The 18326-nt window shown below is 70.0% G+C and carries 20 protein-coding genes; 13 read left to right on the top strand and 7 right to left on the bottom strand.

Annotated elements, in window-relative coordinates; genetic code table 11:
- Nucleotides 1-121 precede the first annotated feature (121 nt).
- Nucleotides 122-1216, top strand: a complete 1095-nt coding sequence (locus ABD340_RS23185) for a fatty acid desaturase family protein (RefSeq protein WP_344591543.1) — start codon at nt 122-124, stop codon at nt 1214-1216.
- 110 nt (nt 1217-1326) lie between these two features.
- Nucleotides 1327-1701 (top strand): DUF6458 family protein, encoded by a 375-nt coding sequence (locus tag ABD340_RS23180; protein WP_344591541.1) that lies wholly within the window; start codon nt 1327-1329, stop codon nt 1699-1701.
- 51 nt (nt 1702-1752) lie between these two features.
- Here the strand turns inward: ABD340_RS23180 and ABD340_RS23175 are convergent, their stop codons facing one another.
- Nucleotides 1753-2700, bottom strand: coding sequence for a LysR family transcriptional regulator (locus ABD340_RS23175; protein WP_344591539.1), 948 nt, complete (start codon nt 2698-2700; stop codon nt 1753-1755).
- A 302-nt stretch (nt 2701-3002) separates the two neighbouring features.
- On the opposite strand from ABD340_RS23175, the gene ABD340_RS23170 reads away from it, so the two are divergent.
- Nucleotides 3003-3329 carry a UBP-type zinc finger domain-containing protein gene (locus ABD340_RS23170; RefSeq protein WP_344591538.1) on the top strand — a complete coding sequence of 109 codons (327 nt, stop codon included), beginning with the start codon at nt 3003-3005 and terminating at the stop codon, nt 3327-3329.
- A gap of 274 nt (nt 3330-3603) precedes the next feature.
- Here ABD340_RS23170 and ABD340_RS23165 read toward each other — a convergent pair whose 3' ends face one another.
- The 3 genes from ABD340_RS23165 to ABD340_RS23155 form a co-directional block, all read right to left on the bottom strand.
- Complete coding sequence (locus ABD340_RS23165) at nt 3604-4047, bottom strand: hypothetical protein (RefSeq protein ID WP_344591537.1); 444 nt, start codon at nt 4045-4047, stop codon at nt 3604-3606.
- Between the two features lie 505 nt (nt 4048-4552).
- Complete coding sequence (locus tag ABD340_RS23160; protein WP_344591536.1) at nt 4553-4945, bottom strand: nuclear transport factor 2 family protein; 393 nt, start codon at nt 4943-4945, stop codon at nt 4553-4555.
- Nucleotides 4942-5616, bottom strand: coding sequence for a TetR/AcrR family transcriptional regulator (locus ABD340_RS23155; protein ID WP_344591535.1), 675 nt, complete (start codon nt 5614-5616; stop codon nt 4942-4944). The genes ABD340_RS23160 and ABD340_RS23155 overlap by 4 nt, the downstream gene beginning before the upstream one ends.
- Nucleotides 5617-5727: 111 nt before the next feature.
- On the opposite strand from ABD340_RS23155, the gene ABD340_RS23150 reads away from it, so the two are divergent.
- From ABD340_RS23150 to ABD340_RS23140, 3 genes are all read left to right on the top strand, one after another.
- Nucleotides 5728-6171 carry a DUF6069 family protein gene (locus ABD340_RS23150; protein ID WP_344591534.1) on the top strand — a complete coding sequence of 148 codons (444 nt, stop codon included), beginning with the start codon at nt 5728-5730 and terminating at the stop codon, nt 6169-6171.
- A 182-nt stretch (nt 6172-6353) separates the two neighbouring features.
- Nucleotides 6354-6503: a hypothetical protein gene (locus ABD340_RS23145; RefSeq protein ID WP_344591533.1), complete on the top strand. Its 150-nt coding sequence runs from the start codon at nt 6354-6356 to the stop codon at nt 6501-6503.
- 49 nt (nt 6504-6552) lie between these two features.
- Nucleotides 6553-7173: a dihydrofolate reductase family protein gene (locus tag ABD340_RS23140; protein ID WP_344591532.1), complete on the top strand. Its 621-nt coding sequence runs from the start codon at nt 6553-6555 to the stop codon at nt 7171-7173.
- Nucleotides 7174-7559: 386 nt separating this feature from the next.
- Here the strand turns inward: ABD340_RS23140 and ABD340_RS23135 are convergent, their stop codons facing one another.
- Nucleotides 7560-8507, bottom strand: a complete 948-nt coding sequence (locus tag ABD340_RS23135) for an RNA polymerase sigma-70 factor (RefSeq protein WP_344591531.1) — start codon at nt 8505-8507, stop codon at nt 7560-7562.
- A 199-nt stretch (nt 8508-8706) separates the two neighbouring features.
- Here ABD340_RS23135 and ABD340_RS23130 point away from each other — a divergent pair, with 199 nt between their 5' ends.
- Nucleotides 8707-10224, top strand: coding sequence for an MFS transporter (locus tag ABD340_RS23130; RefSeq protein ID WP_344591529.1), 1518 nt, complete (start codon nt 8707-8709; stop codon nt 10222-10224).
- A gap of 838 nt (nt 10225-11062) precedes the next feature.
- Nucleotides 11063-11338 carry a MerR family transcriptional regulator gene (locus ABD340_RS23125; RefSeq protein ID WP_344591669.1) on the top strand — a complete coding sequence of 92 codons (276 nt, stop codon included), beginning with the start codon at nt 11063-11065 and terminating at the stop codon, nt 11336-11338.
- 568 nt (nt 11339-11906) lie between these two features.
- Here ABD340_RS23125 and ABD340_RS23120 read toward each other — a convergent pair.
- Complete coding sequence (locus tag ABD340_RS23120) at nt 11907-12494, bottom strand: TetR/AcrR family transcriptional regulator (RefSeq protein WP_344591528.1); 588 nt, start codon at nt 12492-12494, stop codon at nt 11907-11909.
- Nucleotides 12495-12653: 159 nt separating this feature from the next.
- Here ABD340_RS23120 and ABD340_RS23115 point away from each other — a divergent pair, with 159 nt between their 5' ends.
- From ABD340_RS23115 to ABD340_RS23105, 3 genes are all read left to right on the top strand, one after another.
- On the top strand, nt 12654-13610 hold the full coding sequence (locus ABD340_RS23115) for an MFS transporter (RefSeq protein ID WP_344591527.1): 957 nt from the start codon (nt 12654-12656) through the stop codon (nt 13608-13610).
- Between the two features lie 65 nt (nt 13611-13675).
- The gene (locus tag ABD340_RS23110; protein WP_344591525.1) at nt 13676-13804 is read left to right on the top strand and encodes a hypothetical protein; all 129 of its coding nucleotides are present in this window, start codon (nt 13676-13678) and stop codon (nt 13802-13804) included.
- Nucleotides 13805-14077: 273 nt separating this feature from the next.
- Complete coding sequence (locus tag ABD340_RS23105; protein WP_344591524.1) at nt 14078-15454, top strand: SLC13 family permease; 1377 nt, start codon at nt 14078-14080, stop codon at nt 15452-15454.
- A 14-nt stretch (nt 15455-15468) separates the two neighbouring features.
- On the opposite strand, the gene ABD340_RS23100 is transcribed toward ABD340_RS23105, so the two are convergent.
- Nucleotides 15469-16182: a FadR/GntR family transcriptional regulator gene (locus ABD340_RS23100; protein ID WP_344591523.1), complete on the bottom strand. Its 714-nt coding sequence runs from the start codon at nt 16180-16182 to the stop codon at nt 15469-15471.
- Between the two features lie 115 nt (nt 16183-16297).
- Here ABD340_RS23100 and ABD340_RS23095 point away from each other — a divergent pair, with 115 nt between their 5' ends.
- The gene (locus ABD340_RS23095) at nt 16298-17524 is read left to right on the top strand and encodes a CaiB/BaiF CoA transferase family protein (protein WP_344591522.1); all 1227 of its coding nucleotides are present in this window, start codon (nt 16298-16300) and stop codon (nt 17522-17524) included.
- Nucleotides 17521-18300: an enoyl-CoA hydratase/isomerase family protein gene (locus tag ABD340_RS23090; RefSeq protein ID WP_344591521.1), complete on the top strand. Its 780-nt coding sequence runs from the start codon at nt 17521-17523 to the stop codon at nt 18298-18300. The genes ABD340_RS23095 and ABD340_RS23090 overlap by 4 nt, the downstream gene beginning before the upstream one ends.
- The last annotated feature ends 26 nt before the right edge of the window (nt 18301-18326 follow it).

Here is an 18326-nt window from a genome sequence, read left to right as displayed (position 1 = left end):
TGGGGGCTTGAGGGCGTCCGTGTCCGATATCGACGGCCGGCACCGTGCCGTGAGCGCCTGGACGAAGAAGGCGCCCTGTCCCGGCTGAAGCAGGATCGCGTGCCTTCCCGAGGAGAGCACCATGACCAGAACCGTTGCCGCCGACGCTGCGAGCCAGAGCGCCGCCCGAGGCCGGGACGATGCCAGAGGGACGCCGGCAGGCGGCCGGGGCAGTGACTACGCGGTGTTGTCCCGCGAGGTGAAGCGGGCCGGGCTGCTGGCCAGGCGCCCCGGCTACTATTCGGTCAAGATCGGGGGGAACCTGATCCTGCTGGCCGCCGGCTGGGTGGCGTTCGCGCTGATCGGGTCGTCGTGGTGGCAGCTACTGGTGGCGGTGTACCTGGCGGTGATGTTCACCCAGACCGCCTTCCTCGGGCACGACGCCGGTCACCAGCAGATCTCCGCTTCCAAGCGCGTCAACGACCTGCTCGGCCGCCTGCACGGCAACCTGCTGGTCGGGCTCAGCTACGGCTGGTGGACCTCCAAGCACAACCGCCACCACGCCCACCCCAACCAGGTCGACCGCGACCCCGACATCTCGCCCGGCGCGATCGCCTTCACCCGCGAGCAGGCCCGATCCCGCCGCGGAGTCGGCGCATGGCTCGCCCGCCACCAGGCCTGGCTGTTCTTCCCCATGCTGCTGCTGGAAGGGCTCCACCTGCACATCGCCGGAGTCCGCGCCCTGCTCACCCGTTCCACCGGCTCGCGGGCGGCGAAGCTGGCCGAGACAGGCCTGCTGATCGCCCACCTGGGCGGATACCTCACCGCCCTGCTCTGGGTGTTGTCCCCGGTCCAGGCCGTGTGCTTCCTGCTGGTTCAGCAAGGGCTGTTCGGGGTGTATCTGGGCTGCTCGTTCGCGCCCAACCACAAGGGCATGCCGGTCTTCGCCAGAGAGCACAAGATCGACTACCTGCGGCGGCAGGTGCTGACCTCACGCAACGTCCACGGCGGCCGCCTCACCGACCTCGCCCTCGGCGGGCTGAACTACCAGATCGAACACCATCTCTTCCCCTCCATGCCCCGGCCCAACCTGCATCGCGCCCAGGGGTTGGTGCGCGCCTTCTGCGCTCAGAACGGCATCGCCTACTGCGAGACAGGCTTGTTCCGTTCCTACGCCCAAGTGCTGCAGCATCTGCATGCGGTCGGCGGGTCCCTGCGCCCCCGACTGGAGTACTGAACCGCTCTCAGGCCGACGCTCCGGCCACTGGGCGGGCCGCAGATGACATCACCGGCTACACCTTCGGCGCAGGTCCGAGCCGGCCCTTCGACTCGAAAGGACGGTGGACGATGCCCGTCGCCGCCGGTACCGCTCTCCTCACCGTCGGGGCCATCCTCACCTTCGCCCTGACCGGATCCCTGCGTGGCCTGGACCTGCACACCGTGGGTGTCATCCTGATGCTCGCCGGCGCGGCCGGACTCGTGCTGCCGTTGCTGACAGGCACCAGATCGCGCCCGAACCGGCTACGCAGCTGGCCACCCGGCCGCCCGCCCGCCCGCAGCCGCCAGGACGCCATCGACGACGCCATCGACGACGGCAACGGCGACGGCAACGGCGGCGTCCCACGCACCCGCCTGGTTCCGCGACGCCGAGAACCTTCACACGATGATGGCCGCCGCGCTCGCGACGGCCACCGTCGTTGGAGACGCACTGGCCGACGCTGAACCGAGGAGTGCTCGTCGCCGAGGACGGCGCGTTGGTCGCAGGCCTCGGATCTAGTCATCAGAGGTGGCATCGAGGGGCCCTGGCCGGTCCGCCATCCGATCGGCGGTGGACAGCCAGCCCAGCCTCTGAGACATGGCTCGCGCGCAGCCGACGATGGCCGCTACGTGGTCGGAGTCGTCGCCGACTCGCCAGAGAACCGACCAGGGGTAATAAGAGGTCGGCTGGGTGAGCGGACGCCAGATGGTCCCGGCCAGCGCCGTAAGGCAGGAGGACGGCACGCAGTACAGGCAGCGTCCCTGGGCGACCAGATCGGCGGCCGCGCGAATGCTCTCGACCGTTCCCGCGTACACGGCGGGAGTGAAGCCGGCGGCCCGGCACATCTCCACGGTGAACTGGTTGAACTCCGGCGCCTGGGCGTCTTCGGCGAGCAGCAGCGGCTCCTGGGCGAGCGCGGCGACGGGCACCGCCTCGAGGTCGGCGAACCGGTGACCGTGCGGGATCAGCACCCCGAGAGGGTCGTGGCGGAACAGGTGCGAGGCGATCGCGGTGGGGGCGAGCGCGGCCCGGCCGATCCCGACGTCCAGGCGCCCGTCGACCAGCTGCTGGTACTGCTCGGGCACCCCCGCCTCGACCTGGTGGATGACCAGATCGGGGAAGCGGGCCTGAACCTCGTGCAGGATCTGCGGCATCGAGTCGTAGCTGGGGTCGATGATCCCGACCCGGAGCGCCGGAGAGGCACCGACCGCGCTCCGGGCCACCTGGACGGCCCGGTCCACCTGGGCCAGTATCTGCCGCGCCTCGACCAGGAACAACGCCCCGGCGGTGGTCAGGGCGACATGGTGGGTGCTGCGTTCCAGCAGCCGAACCCCCAGCTCACGCTCCAGCCGCTGCACCTGCTGACTCAACGCCGACTGCACGATGTGCTCGCGGGCCGCCGCCCGGCCGAAGTGCAGTTCCTCGGACAGGGTCACGAAATAGCGCAGCTGGCGCAACTCCACACCGCCACCCCCTGCACACGAGCCCACCGACGCCCGCCACCACACTCGTATCCGCTGGTACCAGGATGGCCTACCCGATCGCGGACCCAGCAGATGGCCGGAGCCGGATGCGCGGGGCGTCAGTGGCGATCCTACTTCGCCACCCGAACCCGCATGAAGGCCCGTAGGACCCGCCCGAGGCGATCGGCCCTGGTGATGGGCCCTGCTCGGCTTGGCCGTTTCCCCCGCGGCCTTGACAGAGTTGACTCAGAGACAAGGATCAGGCCAGTCGTTCGTTCGAGTGCTGAGGAAGGGGGCCGCACATGGGCGCCGGCCGCAAGAGAACCGACCAGAACATGTCCCTGAACATGCCCTCGATCAGCCCGAACGGATCGGCGCCGCGCTGTGAGCACCTCGACGGGCTGGTGCCCGTCGCCCCTCGATCGAACGGATGCCCGGAGTGTCAAGCCCGCGGTGACAACTGGACGAACTTGCGGGTCTGCTTGACCTGCGGGTGGGTGGCTTGTTCCGACGACTCACCCAACCAGCACGCCCGAGCGCACTATCGGGAGACCGACCACCCGCTCGCCGCCGACGTGGAAACCGGATCGCGCCGCCGATGGTGTTACGTCCACCAGCGCCTCGTCTGACCAGAGCGAGGCTGCTCCCATCGCCGCACACGCCCGATTCGCCAGGTCGCCATCCCCGTCCTGGCGGCAACCCGCCTGTTAGCCGTCGCACGTGATAGCCCTGTCGCAGGGCGTGCCCGGTGATCGATGGCGGTGAGGTTGGGCCGGGAGTGGCGGCGGTAACGCCGGTGGAGCATTGCGGCGTGAACAGCTCGGCGGCGTCCAGGCCGCGCAGGAACGCCGGCGCCTATGGCCACCGGCGTCACTGGGGCGTCGGGGTCGGCGCCAAATGACGCTATTGCCCGGCGCAGGTTCCCCAGTCTTCGTCGTCCAGCTCGTCCCAGATCGGCTGGTCTACGGTCGGCCTGTGCAGCCAGTTGGGTTCGTCTCGTGCGGTGGCACGGCCGGGTAGCGGTGGGGGTGGTGGGGCGGCCGGTTCGTCCAGGCGGGGTTTGAGTTGCCGATAGCGTTCCAGGGCTGCTTCGGCGCTGAGACCGAAGATCGCGGCGATCTGGTCAAAGCTCATGCCCGAGGCTTGCGCGGTGTTCAGCAGACGTGCCTCGGTCTGGTCCAGGTTCAGGCGGACCGCACCCAGCACCACGAGTGCCGCGGCGACCTCCACCAGGCCGGGGTGATCAGCTGTGCCTCGTTGAGCTCGGGCGGAGGCGGTGATGATCGCGTCGATGGCGTCGCGGTCGGGCATCGGCCGTTCCCTGGCCTCCCAGAGGACTTCGTCCACCCCGGTGGCGTAGCGGGGGGTCAGGTAGGCCCGCGCCTCCTGTACCCGCGCCGGTACGGGCGCGGGAAGACTGGTGGACGGCAAGGGACCGGCTGGGAGGGGGTGGGCGGCGGCCCTGCGTGAGGTGACTCGCTGCCGTTCTGGGGTGGCTCGGCTCGGGCTGGTCGAAGGGGTGCGGCTGGCCGGTTCACGGTTCGTGGTGGTCATCAGGCTCTTTCTGGTGCACCGGTGCGTGCGGTGTTGCCCGGGTCCACAAGGGCGGGCGTGATGCGGTTTTCTGCGGCTCCTGGCCAGGGCCGTCCGTCGCCCTGAGGCGCGGACGACCCTGGGATATCGGCGCAGCCTCCCCAGCCGTGGCTGCCCACCTCCCAACCAAGACCACCCGCCAGACCACGGAAACCGGCACTTTGCGCAAAGGTCATCACCCAGGCTGATCGCCTCACCTTCACATATGCGGGTGGGTTCAGGCGGTCGCCGTGTCGTGCAATGGTGCGCGCCAAGAGCGTCAGGCGGTGGGGCGCCAGGAGTCGCCCGTCTCGCGTTCGAACGCCGTGCGGGTGGTCACGGTGTCGTAGAAGATGCGCAGTGTCGTGATCAGGCCTTCGTCGTCGAGTTCCAGCATGTCCACGCATTCGAAGCCGGCCGCGGTGCCCGAGGGCAGCGTCCAGTCGAAGCGGAACCAGACGCCGACGAGACGCTCGCCCTGGGTGACGCCACGGAGGTGGAGTTCGGAGCGGCCGGTGTCGGCTAGCAGTCTCGGGTAGAACTCCGCGGCGGGTGACGGCCCGTACAGCGGGGAGTGGACGATCGCCTCAGGGTGGAAGAGCGCCAGTACGCCCTCCAGGTCGCCGCGCTCAAGGGCGGCGAGGTAGGTCGCGGCCAGCGTGCGGGCGGTCATGATCGCTCCTTGATGAGGGCGGCCAGGCCGTCGAGGAGGCGGTCCAGGCCGAAGGCGCGGGCGTTGTCGTCCAGGGCCGGGGTGGGGCCGCTCAGCGCCTCGCTGAGCTCGGGGAACAGGTCCGCTCGGCCGCGGATCAGTTCGGCCATCTCGCTGCCGCCCGACCAGGCCTGGGTACCGGCCGTGGTCATCGACTGGGTGTTGCGGACGTGCCCGAACAGCAGGAACGCGGCGGCCATGCGCTCGTCGCCGGTGAGGCCGGTTCCGGCCAGTGCGGCCACCGCGCTCTCGGTCCATCCGGCCTCGCGGGGGCCCATGACGCGGCTGCCCACGGTGACGGTGGGCAGCCAGGGATGCCGCCGCCAGACCTCGGCGAGCCGCCGGACGAACTCCTCCAGCTTGGCCCGCCAGCCGTCGGGCACCTCGCTGAGGTCGGGCGGTTCTCCCACCGCCGTGTCGATCATGATGCTGAGCAGCTCGGACTTGTTCGAGACGTGGCGGTAGAGCGACATCTTGGTGAAGCCGAGATCGGCGGCGATGCGCTGCATGGAGACCGCCTCGATGCCGTCCCCGTCGGCGATCGCGATGGCCGCGTCGACGATCGCGGACACCGAGAGCGGCATGCGCGGTTTCTTCTCCGGCTGGTCGCGGAGATCCCAGAGCGCCTTCATCTCACCAACCTCTTGTCAACCCGGCCTGGATGTGTCTAGCTTACATCAAGTGTCCGACGGATACATTGCTTCCATTGGATATCACCCTCACGCGAAAGGTCAGGTCAGACCATGACGAGCAACGTCACCTCCGGCAGCCTCGGCACCGCCCAGGCCGCGATGACCGCCGCCCGCACCGTCCCGATGTGGCACGCCGGCCTGTTCGCCTGCGTCGCCGCCGCCGTGGCCACCACCGTCGCCGCCGCCGTCGCCAGGGGCGCGGGGGTGTCCCTGGAGATCGACGGCGAGCCGATCCCGCTGCTCGGATTCACCCAGTTGACACTGCTGTTCAGCGCGATCGGCGTGCTGCTGGCCGTGGCGCTGCGCCGCTGGGCCGCGTCGCCCAAGCGCATGTTCCTCGCGGTCACTTTCGTCCTCACCGCGCTGTCGATCGTGCCCGACCTGCTCATCTCGGCGACGGTCGCGACGAAGCTCACCCTGATCGCCACCCACCTCGTGGCCGCGGCGATCGTCATACCGCTGGTCGCCGGCCGCCTGCCCGCCCGCACCCGTTAGCGACCGGCCGACCGACGCCGCCACCTCCTCGCGGACCGCCCGACGGCGAGGAGGGCGGCCTCGGCGAACCCTGCCAGCTGGGCGGGGAAGCCGAACCGGCCAGTCAGGAAAGGAACCCCGAGCAGTGGGCCGATGGCCACTCCGACGGCTGTCGGGCCACCTTGGTGATGGACAGGAGCGCGGTGGACACATCGGCGAGCATGTCCCTGGACGGCTACATCGCGGGCCCCGGCGAGAGCGGCTTCGACCGCCTCATGCGCCGGCACGACACGGGTGACGTCGAGATCCCCGTGCTCGGAAGAACGTTCCTGGGCAGGATCGCTGATGCTTGACAGGAAGCTCACCGCGAAGGCGACGGAGGTCGCTACGAGGAGGAGAGCAGTGACCAAACGTACGGGCAGGGTGATCTGCGACATCACGATCTCGGCCGACGGGTACTCGGCCGGGCTGAACCAGACCGAGGAACGCCCGTTCGGGGACGACGGCGGCAACGGCTGGGGGGACAAGCTGCACGCCTGGTTCGCCGAAACACCCGAGGAGAACCGGGCCGAGGTCGACTGGATGACCGCTGCCAAAGCATTCATCATGGGGCGCAACATGTTCGGCCCGGTGCGTGGCGAGTGGGATCGGCAGTGGAACGGCTGGTGGGGAGACGATCCGCCGTTCCACGCCCCGGTCTTCGTGCTCACCCACCACGCGCGCGAGCCGCAGCCGATGGACGGCGGTACCACGTACCACTTCGTCACCGACGGAATCGAGTCGGCGCTGGCACAGGCACGCGCGGCGGCCGGCGACGGCGATGTCGCGATCCTGGGCGGCGCGACCACAATCAACCAGTACCTCGCCGTCGGCTTGATCGACGAGCTGCGGCTGCACATTGTGCCGCTCACGCTCGGCGCCGGCACGCGGCTGTTCGAGGGCGTCCCGCCGCTGAAACTCGAGCAGGTGAAGTCGCGGGAAGCGAGACTGGTCACGCACGTGACCTACCGTGTGCTGTCCTGAGCTGGGGGGCGGTGTTGCACGACTCCCACGGGTTGCAGCACCGCGGTGGTCGTCCCTGATGCCGCGTTTCCAAACAGACCGGCCGATCGTGGAGAATCGCCTTCGGGCCCTGGCCCGAGGTGCCCCAAGGCCGCGACCTGGAGTATCGCGCCGCGCACCTGTTCGCGCCGACCCCTGGGCACCCGACCGGCCGCTCGCTGCCGACCCCGACGGCTCCAGAACGACCTGCGTCGTCGCGGTGCGATGATCGTCGGTCACCCACGCGGCGGCCGGGCAACGCTCCTCGCGCAGGCCGCGGCGCTGACAGCGGCAACGCCGACGCGTGGTGGCTGTGGCAGTGGCCGCGTGTGATTTCCGGGCGCAGCGGGCTGTAGGTCGTTGCTGCCTCAGCGGCTCACGGCGGTCTCCCGCTCCACACGCGACAGCTTCTCGGGATTGCGCACGTGGTAGGCGCCGGTGATGTAGCCGTTCTCGACCCGCACCGCCACCACGCCGTCGATCTCCCCATCGACTCGGACGAGCAGCCCCGGGCCACCATTGATCTGTACCACCTCGACCGATCTTTCGGCGTCGCGCTTCCACCAGCCGGCGGCCAGCAAGCGAGCCACCTTGCCGGCCCCCACGATGGGCCGAAGCAGGGCATGTTTGATTCCGCCGCCGTCGCTCAAGGCGACGACGTCCGGCGCCAGGATGTCGAGCAGGCGCTGCAGGTCGCCGGTTTCAACCGCGCGCTGGAAGGCCCCGAGTGCGGCCCGGGTCTCGGCCGGGGAGACGACGCCGCGTGGCCGGCGCGCGGCGACGTGCGCCCGTGCCCGGTAGGCGAGCTGGCGTACCGCCGCCGGGGTCTTGTCGACGGCTTCGGCGATCTCGTCGTAGTCCAGGTCGAACACCTCGCGCAGCACGAACACCGCCCGCTCGACCGGCGCGAGCGTCTCCAGCACCAGCAGCATCGCCATCGACACGCTGTCGGCCAGCTCGACGTCCTCGGCCACATCGGGCGTGGTCAGCAGCGGCTCAGGCAGCCACGGCCCGACGTAGGACTCTTTACGCCGACCGAGCGCACGCAGCCGGTCCAACGCCTGCCGGGTGACGATCCGCACCAGGTAGGCGCGCTTCTCCCGGACGGTGGCCAGATCGACGCCCACCCATCGCAGCCAGGTCTCCTGCAGGACGTCCTCGGCGTCGGCGGCCGAACCGAGCATCTCGTAGGCGACGGTGAACAGCAGGTTGCGATGGGTAACGAACACCTCGGTCGCCGAATCCACGGGGTCCACGCGGTCGGCACGATCGAGCGGCTCGGCTGTGTCCGTCGTTCGTTCGCTGCGCTGGCCCATGCCCGGCTCCTGCCTGTTCAACCTTGGTCCTGCCACACGCACTAGACGCCGCTCCCCACCGCTTTGTAACACCCACGAGCGATGACCCACGTCACACGCCCGCGCTGTTACAGGGCCCGGGTCGCCGGCGTCTTGTGATCGTCAGGACGCCGCGCGAACGATCCGCGCGGCACGCAGCACCACGAGTGAGGACGAAGTCATGGCAACCACGAAGGCGCAGGCCCCGGCGGCCGATTCGCGCCGCTGGGCCGCGCTGTTCTTCATCGGGTTGGCCCAGCTCATGATCGTTCTGGATGGGACGGTCGTGAACATCGCGCTGCCGTCGCTCCAGCGGGATCTGGGGATCTCCGACGGCGACCGCCAGTGGATCATCACCGCGTACACGCTGGCGTTCGGCAGCCTGCTGCTGCTCGGCGGCCGGATCGCCGACCACACCGGCCGCAAGCGGACCTTCCTGATCGGCCTGCTCGGATTCGCCGGCGCGTCGGCGCTCGGCGGCGCGGCGGACGACTTCGAGGTGCTGCTGATCGCCCGTGCCCTGCAGGGCGGGTTCGCCGCGCTGCTCGGTCCGTCCGCGCTGTCGCTGCTGACCGTGACGTTCACTCAGCCCAAGGAGCGCGCCAAGGTGTTCGGGATCTGGGGCGCCATCACCGCCGTGGGCGGCGCGATCGGGCTGCTGGCCGGCGGGGCGCTGACCGACTACCTGGACTGGCGCTGGTGCCTGTACGTCAGCGTCCCGATCGCCCTGATCGCGGTGGTCGGCGGATACGCGATGCTGGCCGAGTCGCGGAGCGGGGGCAGGGCCCGGTTCGACATCCCCGGCGTGCTGCTGGTGACCGGCGGGCTGGTCGCGATCGTGTACGGCACGAGCCAGGCGGAGTCCGACGGCTGGGGCTCGGCGAAGGTCATCGGTCTGCTGGCCGGGGGCGCGGTGCTGCTCGCCGCGTTCGCCTTCGTCGAGAGCCGGGTGTCGCAGCCAATGCTGCCGCCGCGCCTGATCGCCAACCGAACCCGCGGCGGCGCCTATCTGAGCGTGGGACTGGCCATGGTCGGAATGTTCGGGGCGTTCCTCTTCATGACCTACTACTTGCAGGTCGTCAAGGGATACTCGCCGATCAGGACGGGCGTGGCCTTCCTCCCGATGACCGTGGCGGTCCTGATGTCGGCCGGCGGGCTCGCCACCCGGCTGCTGCCCAAGGTCCCGCCGCGGATGCTGATCGTGCCGGGCATGCTGCTCATCGCCTCCGGCATGCTGTGGCTGCGCACCTTGGAGACCGACACCGCCTACGTCGAGGGCGTGCTGGTCTCGGGACTCCTGCTCGGCTTCGGGGCTGGCATGATCATGCCGGCGGCCTTCGACTACGCCACCCACGGCGTCGACCAGCGCGACGCGGGCGTCGCCTCGGCCAGCGTCAACACCGCGCAGCAGATCAGCAGCTCGATCGGAACCGCGCTGCTCAACACCATCGCCACCGGCGCGACCGCGGACTACCTGGCCTCGCATGCCTCGCAGGGCAGGAGCCCGGCCTTCGCCAAGCAGGCGATGCTGGAAGGTTTCGTGACAGCCGGCACCTGGGCCGCGGGGATCCTCCTGGCCGGCGCGCTGATCGTCGCTGTCCTGATGAACACCCCGCGCCCCAGACACCAGGCCGTCACCGAGGACGCCCAGAGCGCGGGAGTCGCCGAGGACGCCGAGCCGGTGCTCGCTCAGCCCTGATCCCTCCGGCGGAGGTCCACTGCGGCGCTCAGCCGCGGGGACGTCGGTATCACCCACCTCACCTGCTGAAACCGCCTGCCGTACGGCCCCGAACCCGAGGCCCGGTGCGCGTCCACGTACCGGCGGCAGACAATCGCATCAGCCGGTCTCCGAAAACCTCTGCCGATCAAGGTAGATATTCGCGACGGAGTGGGGTAGTGTTCCTGTCATTGAAGAGGAACAAGTCCATGAGACGCGGCAGATGACGAACTGCCCGCACAGATGGATGGCGCGGGCCGAACGTGCCGGGGTCAACGCAGTGAAAGGGACCCCGGCAGTCGGCCGCGCACCCGGCGGCCAACGGGCCGTCGGAGGCACGAAGGCAAGTGGCAGCACCACAGAAAACACAGGTAACGCAGGTAGGGAGAACACGGAAGGAGGTCGGCGGCACCATCGGGATCGCCCGTCGCAGGCTCCAGTCACGCCGCGCGGGTACCGCAGCCCCACGGATTGGACGGTGGTCTACGGTCACGCATTCGCGATCCCCGCGCCCCCGCCCCAGGCGGCTGGCGCGGAAGTCAACCGGCCGCAGCGCCGGATAGATGGTGTTGTACCTCATGGCCCCGGCGCCGCCCTTGGCGCCGGGGCCCCGTCGTTTCCCCAGAACGCATCCGGCATCTACCCCCACGACAGTACGGAAGGTTTTGTGACAGCACCCCAGCCGGTTAGACCCGGCACCCACCCAACACACCACGACCCGCACCCCGCCCAGCCCGGTCCGGTGCAGGACGACCGCGACACCAGGCCCGCCGGCAGGCTGGACGACAAGCTGGACGACGAGGACTACCCCGCCTACAGCATGGGCCGGGCCGCCGAACTCCTGGGCGTCACCCCGGGGTTCCTGCGCGGCCTGGACGCCGCCAAGCTGTTCGTTCCGCAACGCTCGACCGGCGGTCACCGCCGCTACTCCCGCTACCAGCTGCACCTGGCCCAACGCGCCCGCGACCTGGTCGACCAGGGCACCGCGCTGGAGGCGGCCTGCCGCATCATCATCCTGGAAGACCAGCTCGCCGAAGCCCAGCGCGTCAACACCCAACTCCAACAGCGCCTCGACCAGGACGCCGAACGGGACTGATCCGCCACGGCCGCCGGCACCGACGCCGACGCCGCTGAGGTACCGGCGCGCCTCCTCCAGCAGCGCAGCACGCCCCGGGCCGGAACTCCGGCCGGGGGCGGCCGTGGCGAGCGGGACCACTCCGGCGGTGACCCCCGAGGGCATCGAGGCGAAGGTCACCTCACTGCCGGCTGGCCTCCGCCTTCCGCCGGCGTTCGCGGGGCGGCCGGTGGTAGCGATCTTCGACCGCCTGATCCGCCCCGGGCGACCAGGCGTTCTGGGACATCATCCACTCCTCAACGGCTACCGGGCGTGCCACTCCGTCCCAGCGCGACACCTGCACCAAGGCTTGCGAGTAATCGGGACGAAATAGGCGGGGGACATACCCGGGCGAACTCATGTTTTCCCAGGTCAAGCGGGGTGGGTCGTGTGGGACCCGGTCAGCACCAGCAGTCCCTCGGAGATGGCGCTTCTTCGTCGAACGTCAGTTGGCTGTCGCGAAGGTCGGTGCCTGAGGTCCGTATGGCACTGGCCCGGGTCGCCGGCATGCCGGGTTGCAGAGACCGAGTCCCGGCGGAGCCGGTGCCCGTCAGCCTTGGGCGACGTCTTCGGACGCTGCCCCGGCGAGGGTGTCCGCCACCGTTGTGCATGCGAGCCGTGCCACGGAGCGCAGTTCGGCGTCCGAGGCGCCGGCACGGCTCAGTACGGCAAGCGACTGGTTGACGGCGACGACGAACGTGGCGAGCTCGTCGAGCGTTTGGGGGGCGGCCGAGGCGTCCGCCAGTGCCGCGTGCACCCGTTGGCGCTGCATGTCGAGCAGGCCGCGCACCTGACTGCTGTTCTCCTCCTTCAGCGTCAGTGACTGCGCGGCGGACTGGGCGATGAGGCACCCCACGGGGACCGCCGGGTCGGCGATACGGCTCAGGATGACGTCGAAGAATGCCTCGACCGCGCGCACCGGATCTCCGGGGTGCGCCGTGAGCGCCTGCTCGTACTGCGCGCCGTAGATCGACGCATAGCGGTCGAGGCACTGGCGGAACAGGGCGTCCTTGTTGCCGAAGGCGCCGTAGAGGGAGCCGCGGCCGAGGCCGGTGGCTGAACCGAGGGCGTCGAGTGAGGCGTCTGCGTACCCGCGCTGCCAGAACACCCGCATCGCCTGGTCCAGGGCCGCACTCATATCGAACTGCTTCCGGCCAGACACAGCGTGTACCTCCGTTTCGCGTTCCTGCTGTGAGTCTACACACATCTTGGACCGATCAGTCAAACTATCTTTGACCGATCGATCCAAGATGGCTGGCGTGGCGGCTTGAGGTTCTCGTACTCGAAAGGCCGCACCATGATCGACAGCATCACGCCAGACGTCCGCGCACAGGCCGTTCCGCCCGTCGACGGGCGCCGGGCGCGCACCGGGTTCTGGCTCGTGGCCGCGGTGTACACCCTGGTCATGCTGGGCGGGACGCTGCCGATTCCGCTTTATGCGCTTTGGGCGCCACAGATGGGCTTCGGGCCCTTCACCACGACGCTGATCTTCGCCGTCTATGCCGTGGGGACCGTGCTCGCGCTGATGGTGTTCGCGTCGCTGTCCGACCGCGTGGGCCGCCGTCCCCTCCTGGCTGCCGCCGTGCTCGCCGCGGCCATGAGCACAGCGCTGTTCCTCCTCGCCGACGATGTCGGAACCCTGCTGGCGGCACGGTTCCTGTGCGGCCTGGGTACCGGTGTCTTCACCGCCACGGCGACCGCGGCGCTGGGTGAGCTCGCCGGAACCGAGCACGCCCGGCGGGCGTCGACCGTCTCCACGGCGGCGAACATGGGCGGGCTGGGGCTGGGCACCGTTGTCGCCGGCCTGTTCGCGCAATACGGGGCGAACCCCACGCACCTGGTGTTCTGGGTCTACCTCGCCAGCCTGGCCCCAGCGTTCCTGGCCGTCATCGTCACCCCGGAGACCATCACGGCCCGGCAGCGTCCTACGTTGTCCGTGCGCCGCCCGACCTTTCCCGACCGGCGGGCAGCGCGGACCGAGTTCCTGCGGGCCGCCACAGCCGTCCTCGCCGCGTTCGCGGTCAGCGGACTGTTCTCGTCGTTGGTGCCTTCCTTCCTCCGTGAACAATTGCACGTCCACAACATCGCAGCTGTCGGCATAGTCGGGCCGTCCGACAAACCCTCACTGCTCAGGGCACGCGAGCCGGGCTCCGGCAACGAAGACCTCGTGGTACGCAGCTATCTCTCCGAGGACTCGGGCGAGGCCGTGTCGGCCTTCCTGAACAACAGGTCTCCGCGCTGGCGCGGTTGCTGACCTGACGCACCACGAAGTTCTCGAAAGGGTGCACGGCCACACCCCATCCGTCACCAGGAGCCGTGATGGTCGCCTGCAGCTCCGAGACGGACCGGCCACGGGTCACCCGGCTGCTCCTTCGCTGGGGCCTGTCGATGACCGTCATCGGGCCGATCGTGACGTGCGGATCGCTGGTGCTTCCCAGCCTCATGTAAGGCGGGCCTGGTGCTGGGGCGTCGCTGTGGGCGACGGTCGTCTCCGCCATCCAAGTCCTGTGGGGGCGGGGACGGCCAGACGAATTTCTCTGCCGCTTCCGGAGCCCGTTTTGTCCGCTGTATCGCTACTTCCGGGCATTTGCCACCCCCTCCCCCTCCGCAAGTGGTCTAGCCACTCAGCCTCTTTGTGTGCTACACCACTGTGAACCGTTCGGTCCCTGCCTTCCGCCACGCCTGGCAGAAGACCGCGGCAGTGAGGTTCAAGGAGGCAGGATGTCACCGGAGTTGCTGTCCATCGCGGCCCTGGCGATCGCGTTCGCGGTCGCCACGACGCTGTCGATCAACATGGGGGTGCTGGCCTTCGCCGCGGCCTTCCTGGTCGGACGGCTGGTGGGTGGCCTCTCGGAGGACGACATTCTCGCGGGGTTCCCCGGTGACCTGTTCGTGGTACTGGTCGGGGTCACGTATCTCTTCGCGATCGCCCGGGCCAACGGGACGACGGACTGGCTGGTGCACCGCGCCGTGCGGCTTGTCGGCGGTCGGATCGCGCTCATCCCCTGGATGATGTTCGGCATCGGCGCGCTGCTCACGGCGATCGGCGCCGTCAGTCCGGCGGCGTGCGCGATCGTGGCCCCCATCGCACTGGGCCTGGCGGCCCGCTACCGGATCAACCCGCTGCTGATGGGCATGTTGGTCGTGCACGGCGCCCAGGCCGGGGCCTTTTCGCCGATCAGCATCTACGGCACGATCGTGAACGGTGTGGTCGACAAGTACCACCTGCCCGGCAGCCCGCTGGTGCTCTTCCTGGGCAGCCTCGTGGTCAACACGGTGATCGCCGGGGTCGTGTTCGTGTTCTTCGGCGGCCTGCGCCTGATGCGGGCCGACAGCGGTACCGAAGTCCGCGACCGCGAGATGTCAACGGCAGGCGCCGTCACCGGTGGCGAGGCCGGAGGGACGCCGCGGGGGACAGGAGGCGCAGGTGGCGGGGAGCCGCCGAAGGCCGGGGAGATCGACGACCGCTCCGGTGCCATCGGCGAACCCGAGGTCTTGCGCCTGGACCGTGACCGGGGCCTGACTCTGCTGGGGCTGGCCGTGCTAGCGATCAGCACGCTCCTCTTCGACCTGGACGTGGGCCTGGTGGCGATCACCGTCGCCGTCGTGTTGAGCATGATCTCGCCCAAGGCGTGCCGCAAGGCCCCCTCCGAAGTTGCCTGGAGCACTGTGCTGCTGGTCTGCGGTGTGCTGACTTACATCGGCGTGCTCCAGGAGATGGGCACCATCGACTACGCGGGCAAGGCGGTCGCGGGCGTCGGGGTACCGCTGCTGGCCGCGCTGTTGCTGTGCTACATCGGCGCCCTCGTCTCGGCCTTCGCCTCCTCCACCGCCCTGATGGGCGCCCTCATCCCCCTGGCGGTGCCGTTCCTGATGCAGGGCAGCATCGGAGCGATCGGCATGGTCGCCGCCCTGGCCGTGTCGGCCACCGTGGTGGACGTCAGCCCGTTCTCCACCAACGGGGCGATCGTCATGGCCAACGCGAAGGACGTCGACCGGGACGCCTTCTACCGCCGGCTGCTGGCCTACGGCGCCGTTGTCGTGGCCGCGGTGCCGCTCATCGTGTGGTTCGTCTTCGTGGTCCTCGGGCTGGTCTGACGGCCGTCGGGGCTTCAGTCGTCCGCGTCGGGCTTCCAGTTCAGCAGCCGTACGGCCCGCACCGTCGCAAGGTGGGCGCGCATGGCGGCGACCGCGGCGTCGGGCTGCCGCGCGCGGACGGCGTCGGCGATCCGCACGTGCTGGGCCAGCGACTGCGCGGGGCGGTCGGGCTGCTGCAGCGACTCGTGGCGGCTCTCGGCGATCTGGTCGGCGATCTCGCGCATGAACTCGGCCAGGAGTTCGCTGTGGGCGGCGGCCGTGACGGCGCCGTGGAAGCGGCGGTCGCCCTCCTCGCCCAATCGGCCGCCTTCGACCTCGGCGCGCATCGCCTCCAGGGCGGCGTCGATGGCCGCGAGATCGTCCTCGGTCCGGCGGAGGGCCGCGAGTTCGGCCAGCTTGGTCTCCAGCGCCTCGCGGGCGTCGAGCACGTCCGGCAGCCGGCGCCGCCGGTCGACCAGTACGGCGACGGGCTCGGCGCGCAGGCTGTCCTGGCGCAGGAAGGTCCCGCCGCCATGGCGGATCTCTACCAGCCCCTGCACTTCGAGTACGACGATGGCCTGCTTGATCGACGCCCGGCTGACGCCGAGCCGCTCGGCGAGCTCTCGCTCGGAGGGCAGCCGGTCTCCGCGCTTCAGCCCGGCCGTCGCGGCGTATTCCCGCAGCTGGGCGACCACCTGCTCGTACAGGCGCAGGCGGGTTACCGGACGCAACGACTCAGAAGTGGACACTCGACTCCCCCTTGACAGGCGCCCGGCCAACATAACAGGATCGCCCACACAGGCCCAATGGATAAGTGGCTCAGCCACTCGGCCACTCTCGTATCTGCTGGAGGCGGAACCCACCATGCACGCATCGGCACAGTCATCGCCGTGGCTCGAACATGACGGCGCCCTTGCCGGGCTCCGCGTGCTCGACCTGTCCCGGATCATGTCCGGCCCCTTCGGCACCATGGCCCTCGCCGATCTCGGCGCCGACGTGATCAAGATCGAGGACCATCGCCACGGGGACGACACCCGAGCGTGGGCCCCGCCCTACCAGGGCGATCAGGCCGCCTACTTCCTCAGCGTCAACCGCAACAAGCGCAGTGTCGCCGTCGACCTCAAGGACCCGGAGTGCCGCGAGCTCGTGCGCGGGCTGGCCCGCACCGCCGACGTGATCGTGGAGAATTTCCGGCCCGGTACCGCGGCCCGGCTCGGATTCGGCTATGAGGAGATCTCGGCCGGCAACCCCGCCGTCGTCTACGCCTCGATCAGCGGCTACGGCCAGACCGGCCCGTTGCGTGACGCGCCCGGCTACGACGCGATCGCCCAGGCCTTGTCCGGGATGATGAGCGTGACGGGCGAGGCGGAAGGTCCGCCCGTCCGCTTCGGCGTGGCCGGCGCGGACCTCGCCGCCGGCATGTGGACCACGATCGGCATACTCGCGGCCCTGCACGAGCGTCGTCGCACAGGCCGCGGACAGTGGGTGGACGTATCGCTGCTCGACGGCCAGATCTCCTGGCTGACGTACGTGGCCTCCGGCTATTTCGCCACCGAGCGGATCCCGGGCCGGTTCGGCTCGGCCCATCCGACGATCGTGCCCTACCAGGCGTTCCCGACCGCCGACGGGCACATCATGATCGCCGTGGGCAACGACGGCCTGTGGCGGCGCTTCGCACCCGCGGTCGGTCTCGGCCACCTCGTGGACGACCCGAGATTCGCCACCAACCCGGACCGGGTCCGCAACCGGGACGAACTCCTCCCCCTGATCGAGAAGGCCCTGGCGGCGCGCTCCGCCGAGGAGTGGAGCGAGGTGCTCTCGACCGCGGCCGTGCCCGCCGGCAGGATCAACACGGTCGAGCAAGCACTGGAACACCCACAGGTCATCGCCCGCGGGATGGTCGTCGAGACCGAGCACGCCACCGCGGGAGCCGTGCGCACCATCACGTCACCGATCAAGCTGTCGGCCAGCCCGCCTCGGGTCCGCACCGCGCCGCCCCGGCACGGCGAGCACACCGGCGACGTCCTGGCCGCACTGGGCGTGGACGCCGCCCGGATGGCCGACCTGCGTACCCGCGGGGCGGTGCGATGACCGCCGGACTCGACCGCCCCGGCACACCCTTCCGGCCCGTCGTCCCGCTCGTCGAGACACGCACCGACGGGCCCGTCGCGAACATCACCATCGGAAGCGGGTCCAGGCGGAACGCCCTGTCCGGCGCGGGCTGGAGCCAGGTGCACGACCGCGTCCGCGAACTCGGGGAGTCCGACGCGATACGGGCGATCGTCATCCGCGGGCGAGGCGGCACCTTCTGCGCCGGGTCGGACATGACCGAGTGGCGGGACACCGAGCCCGAGGCGGTCGAGGACTCCTTCGCCCGGATGGAGTCGGCGTTCCGCGCCGTGGAGGAATGCCCGGTGCCCGTGCTGGCGGAGATCCACGGTGTCGCCGCCGGGGCCGGCTGCCAGCTCGCCCTGTCCTGCGACCTGCGCTTCATGGCCGACTCGGCACGGATCGGCATGCCGATCGCCCGCCTGGGCATCATGGCCAGCCCATCGTTCGCGGCACGCATGGTCGCGGTCGCCGGCCCCTCGGCGGCGCGCGAACTGCTGTACACGGGGCGCCTGCTCGACGCGGAGGCGGCCGTGGCGGCCGGCCTGGCAGACCGGCACCTGCCCGGCCCCGAACTGGCCACGTTCACCGAGCGCACCCTGGCCCGCATCGCCGAACAGCCGCCCGCCGCGGTCCGCGCCGCCAAACGTGCGGTGGGCGCGGCGCTTGCGCCGATCCGGGAGGCGACCCGGAGCAACGACCGGCCGGCGGTCTCCCTTGACGACTTCCGCCTCGGGATCTCCGCATTCCTGGGCTGAGCCCGGGCTCTCGGCGATGCCGGCGA

The sequence above is a fragment of the Actinomadura vinacea genome, assembly GCF_039532545.1.
In the GTDB taxonomy this organism is placed as follows: domain Bacteria; phylum Actinomycetota; class Actinomycetes; order Streptosporangiales; family Streptosporangiaceae; genus Spirillospora; species Spirillospora vinacea.
Note: the sequence above shows the minus strand (reverse complement) of the source record. Positions and strands in the feature narration are given on the sequence as shown.

What these genes read in the sequence shown, in the direction of transcription:
- ABD340_RS23095 (WP_344591522.1), top strand. Translation starts at nt 16,298, where the DNA reads ATGCACGCATCGGCACAGTCATCGCCGTGGCTCGAACATGACGGCGCC.
- ABD340_RS23110 (WP_344591525.1), top strand. Translation starts at nt 13,676, where the DNA reads ATGGTCGCCTGCAGCTCCGAGACGGACCGGCCACGGGTCACCCGGCTG.
- ABD340_RS23135 (WP_344591531.1), bottom strand. Translation starts at nt 8,507, where the DNA reads ATGGGCCAGCGCAGCGAACGAACGACGGACACAGCCGAGCCGCTCGAT.
- ABD340_RS23130 (WP_344591529.1), top strand. Translation starts at nt 8,707, where the DNA reads ATGGCAACCACGAAGGCGCAGGCCCCGGCGGCCGATTCGCGCCGCTGG.
- ABD340_RS23150 (WP_344591534.1), top strand. Translation starts at nt 5,728, where the DNA reads ATGACGAGCAACGTCACCTCCGGCAGCCTCGGCACCGCCCAGGCCGCG.
- ABD340_RS23115 (WP_344591527.1), top strand. Translation starts at nt 12,654, where the DNA reads ATGATCGACAGCATCACGCCAGACGTCCGCGCACAGGCCGTTCCGCCC.
- ABD340_RS23160 (WP_344591536.1), bottom strand. Translation starts at nt 4,945, where the DNA reads ATGACCGCCCGCACGCTGGCCGCGACCTACCTCGCCGCCCTTGAGCGC.
- ABD340_RS23155 (WP_344591535.1), bottom strand. Translation starts at nt 5,616, where the DNA reads ATGAAGGCGCTCTGGGATCTCCGCGACCAGCCGGAGAAGAAACCGCGC.
- ABD340_RS23105 (WP_344591524.1), top strand. Translation starts at nt 14,078, where the DNA reads ATGTCACCGGAGTTGCTGTCCATCGCGGCCCTGGCGATCGCGTTCGCG.
- ABD340_RS23120 (WP_344591528.1), bottom strand. Translation starts at nt 12,494, where the DNA reads ATGAGTGCGGCCCTGGACCAGGCGATGCGGGTGTTCTGGCAGCGCGGG.
- ABD340_RS23170 (WP_344591538.1), top strand. Translation starts at nt 3,003, where the DNA reads ATGGGCGCCGGCCGCAAGAGAACCGACCAGAACATGTCCCTGAACATG.
- ABD340_RS23185 (WP_344591543.1), top strand. Translation starts at nt 122, where the DNA reads ATGACCAGAACCGTTGCCGCCGACGCTGCGAGCCAGAGCGCCGCCCGA.
- ABD340_RS23125 (WP_344591669.1), top strand. Translation starts at nt 11,063, where the DNA reads ATGGGCCGGGCCGCCGAACTCCTGGGCGTCACCCCGGGGTTCCTGCGC.
- ABD340_RS23180 (WP_344591541.1), top strand. Translation starts at nt 1,327, where the DNA reads ATGCCCGTCGCCGCCGGTACCGCTCTCCTCACCGTCGGGGCCATCCTC.
- ABD340_RS23090 (WP_344591521.1), top strand. Translation starts at nt 17,521, where the DNA reads ATGACCGCCGGACTCGACCGCCCCGGCACACCCTTCCGGCCCGTCGTC.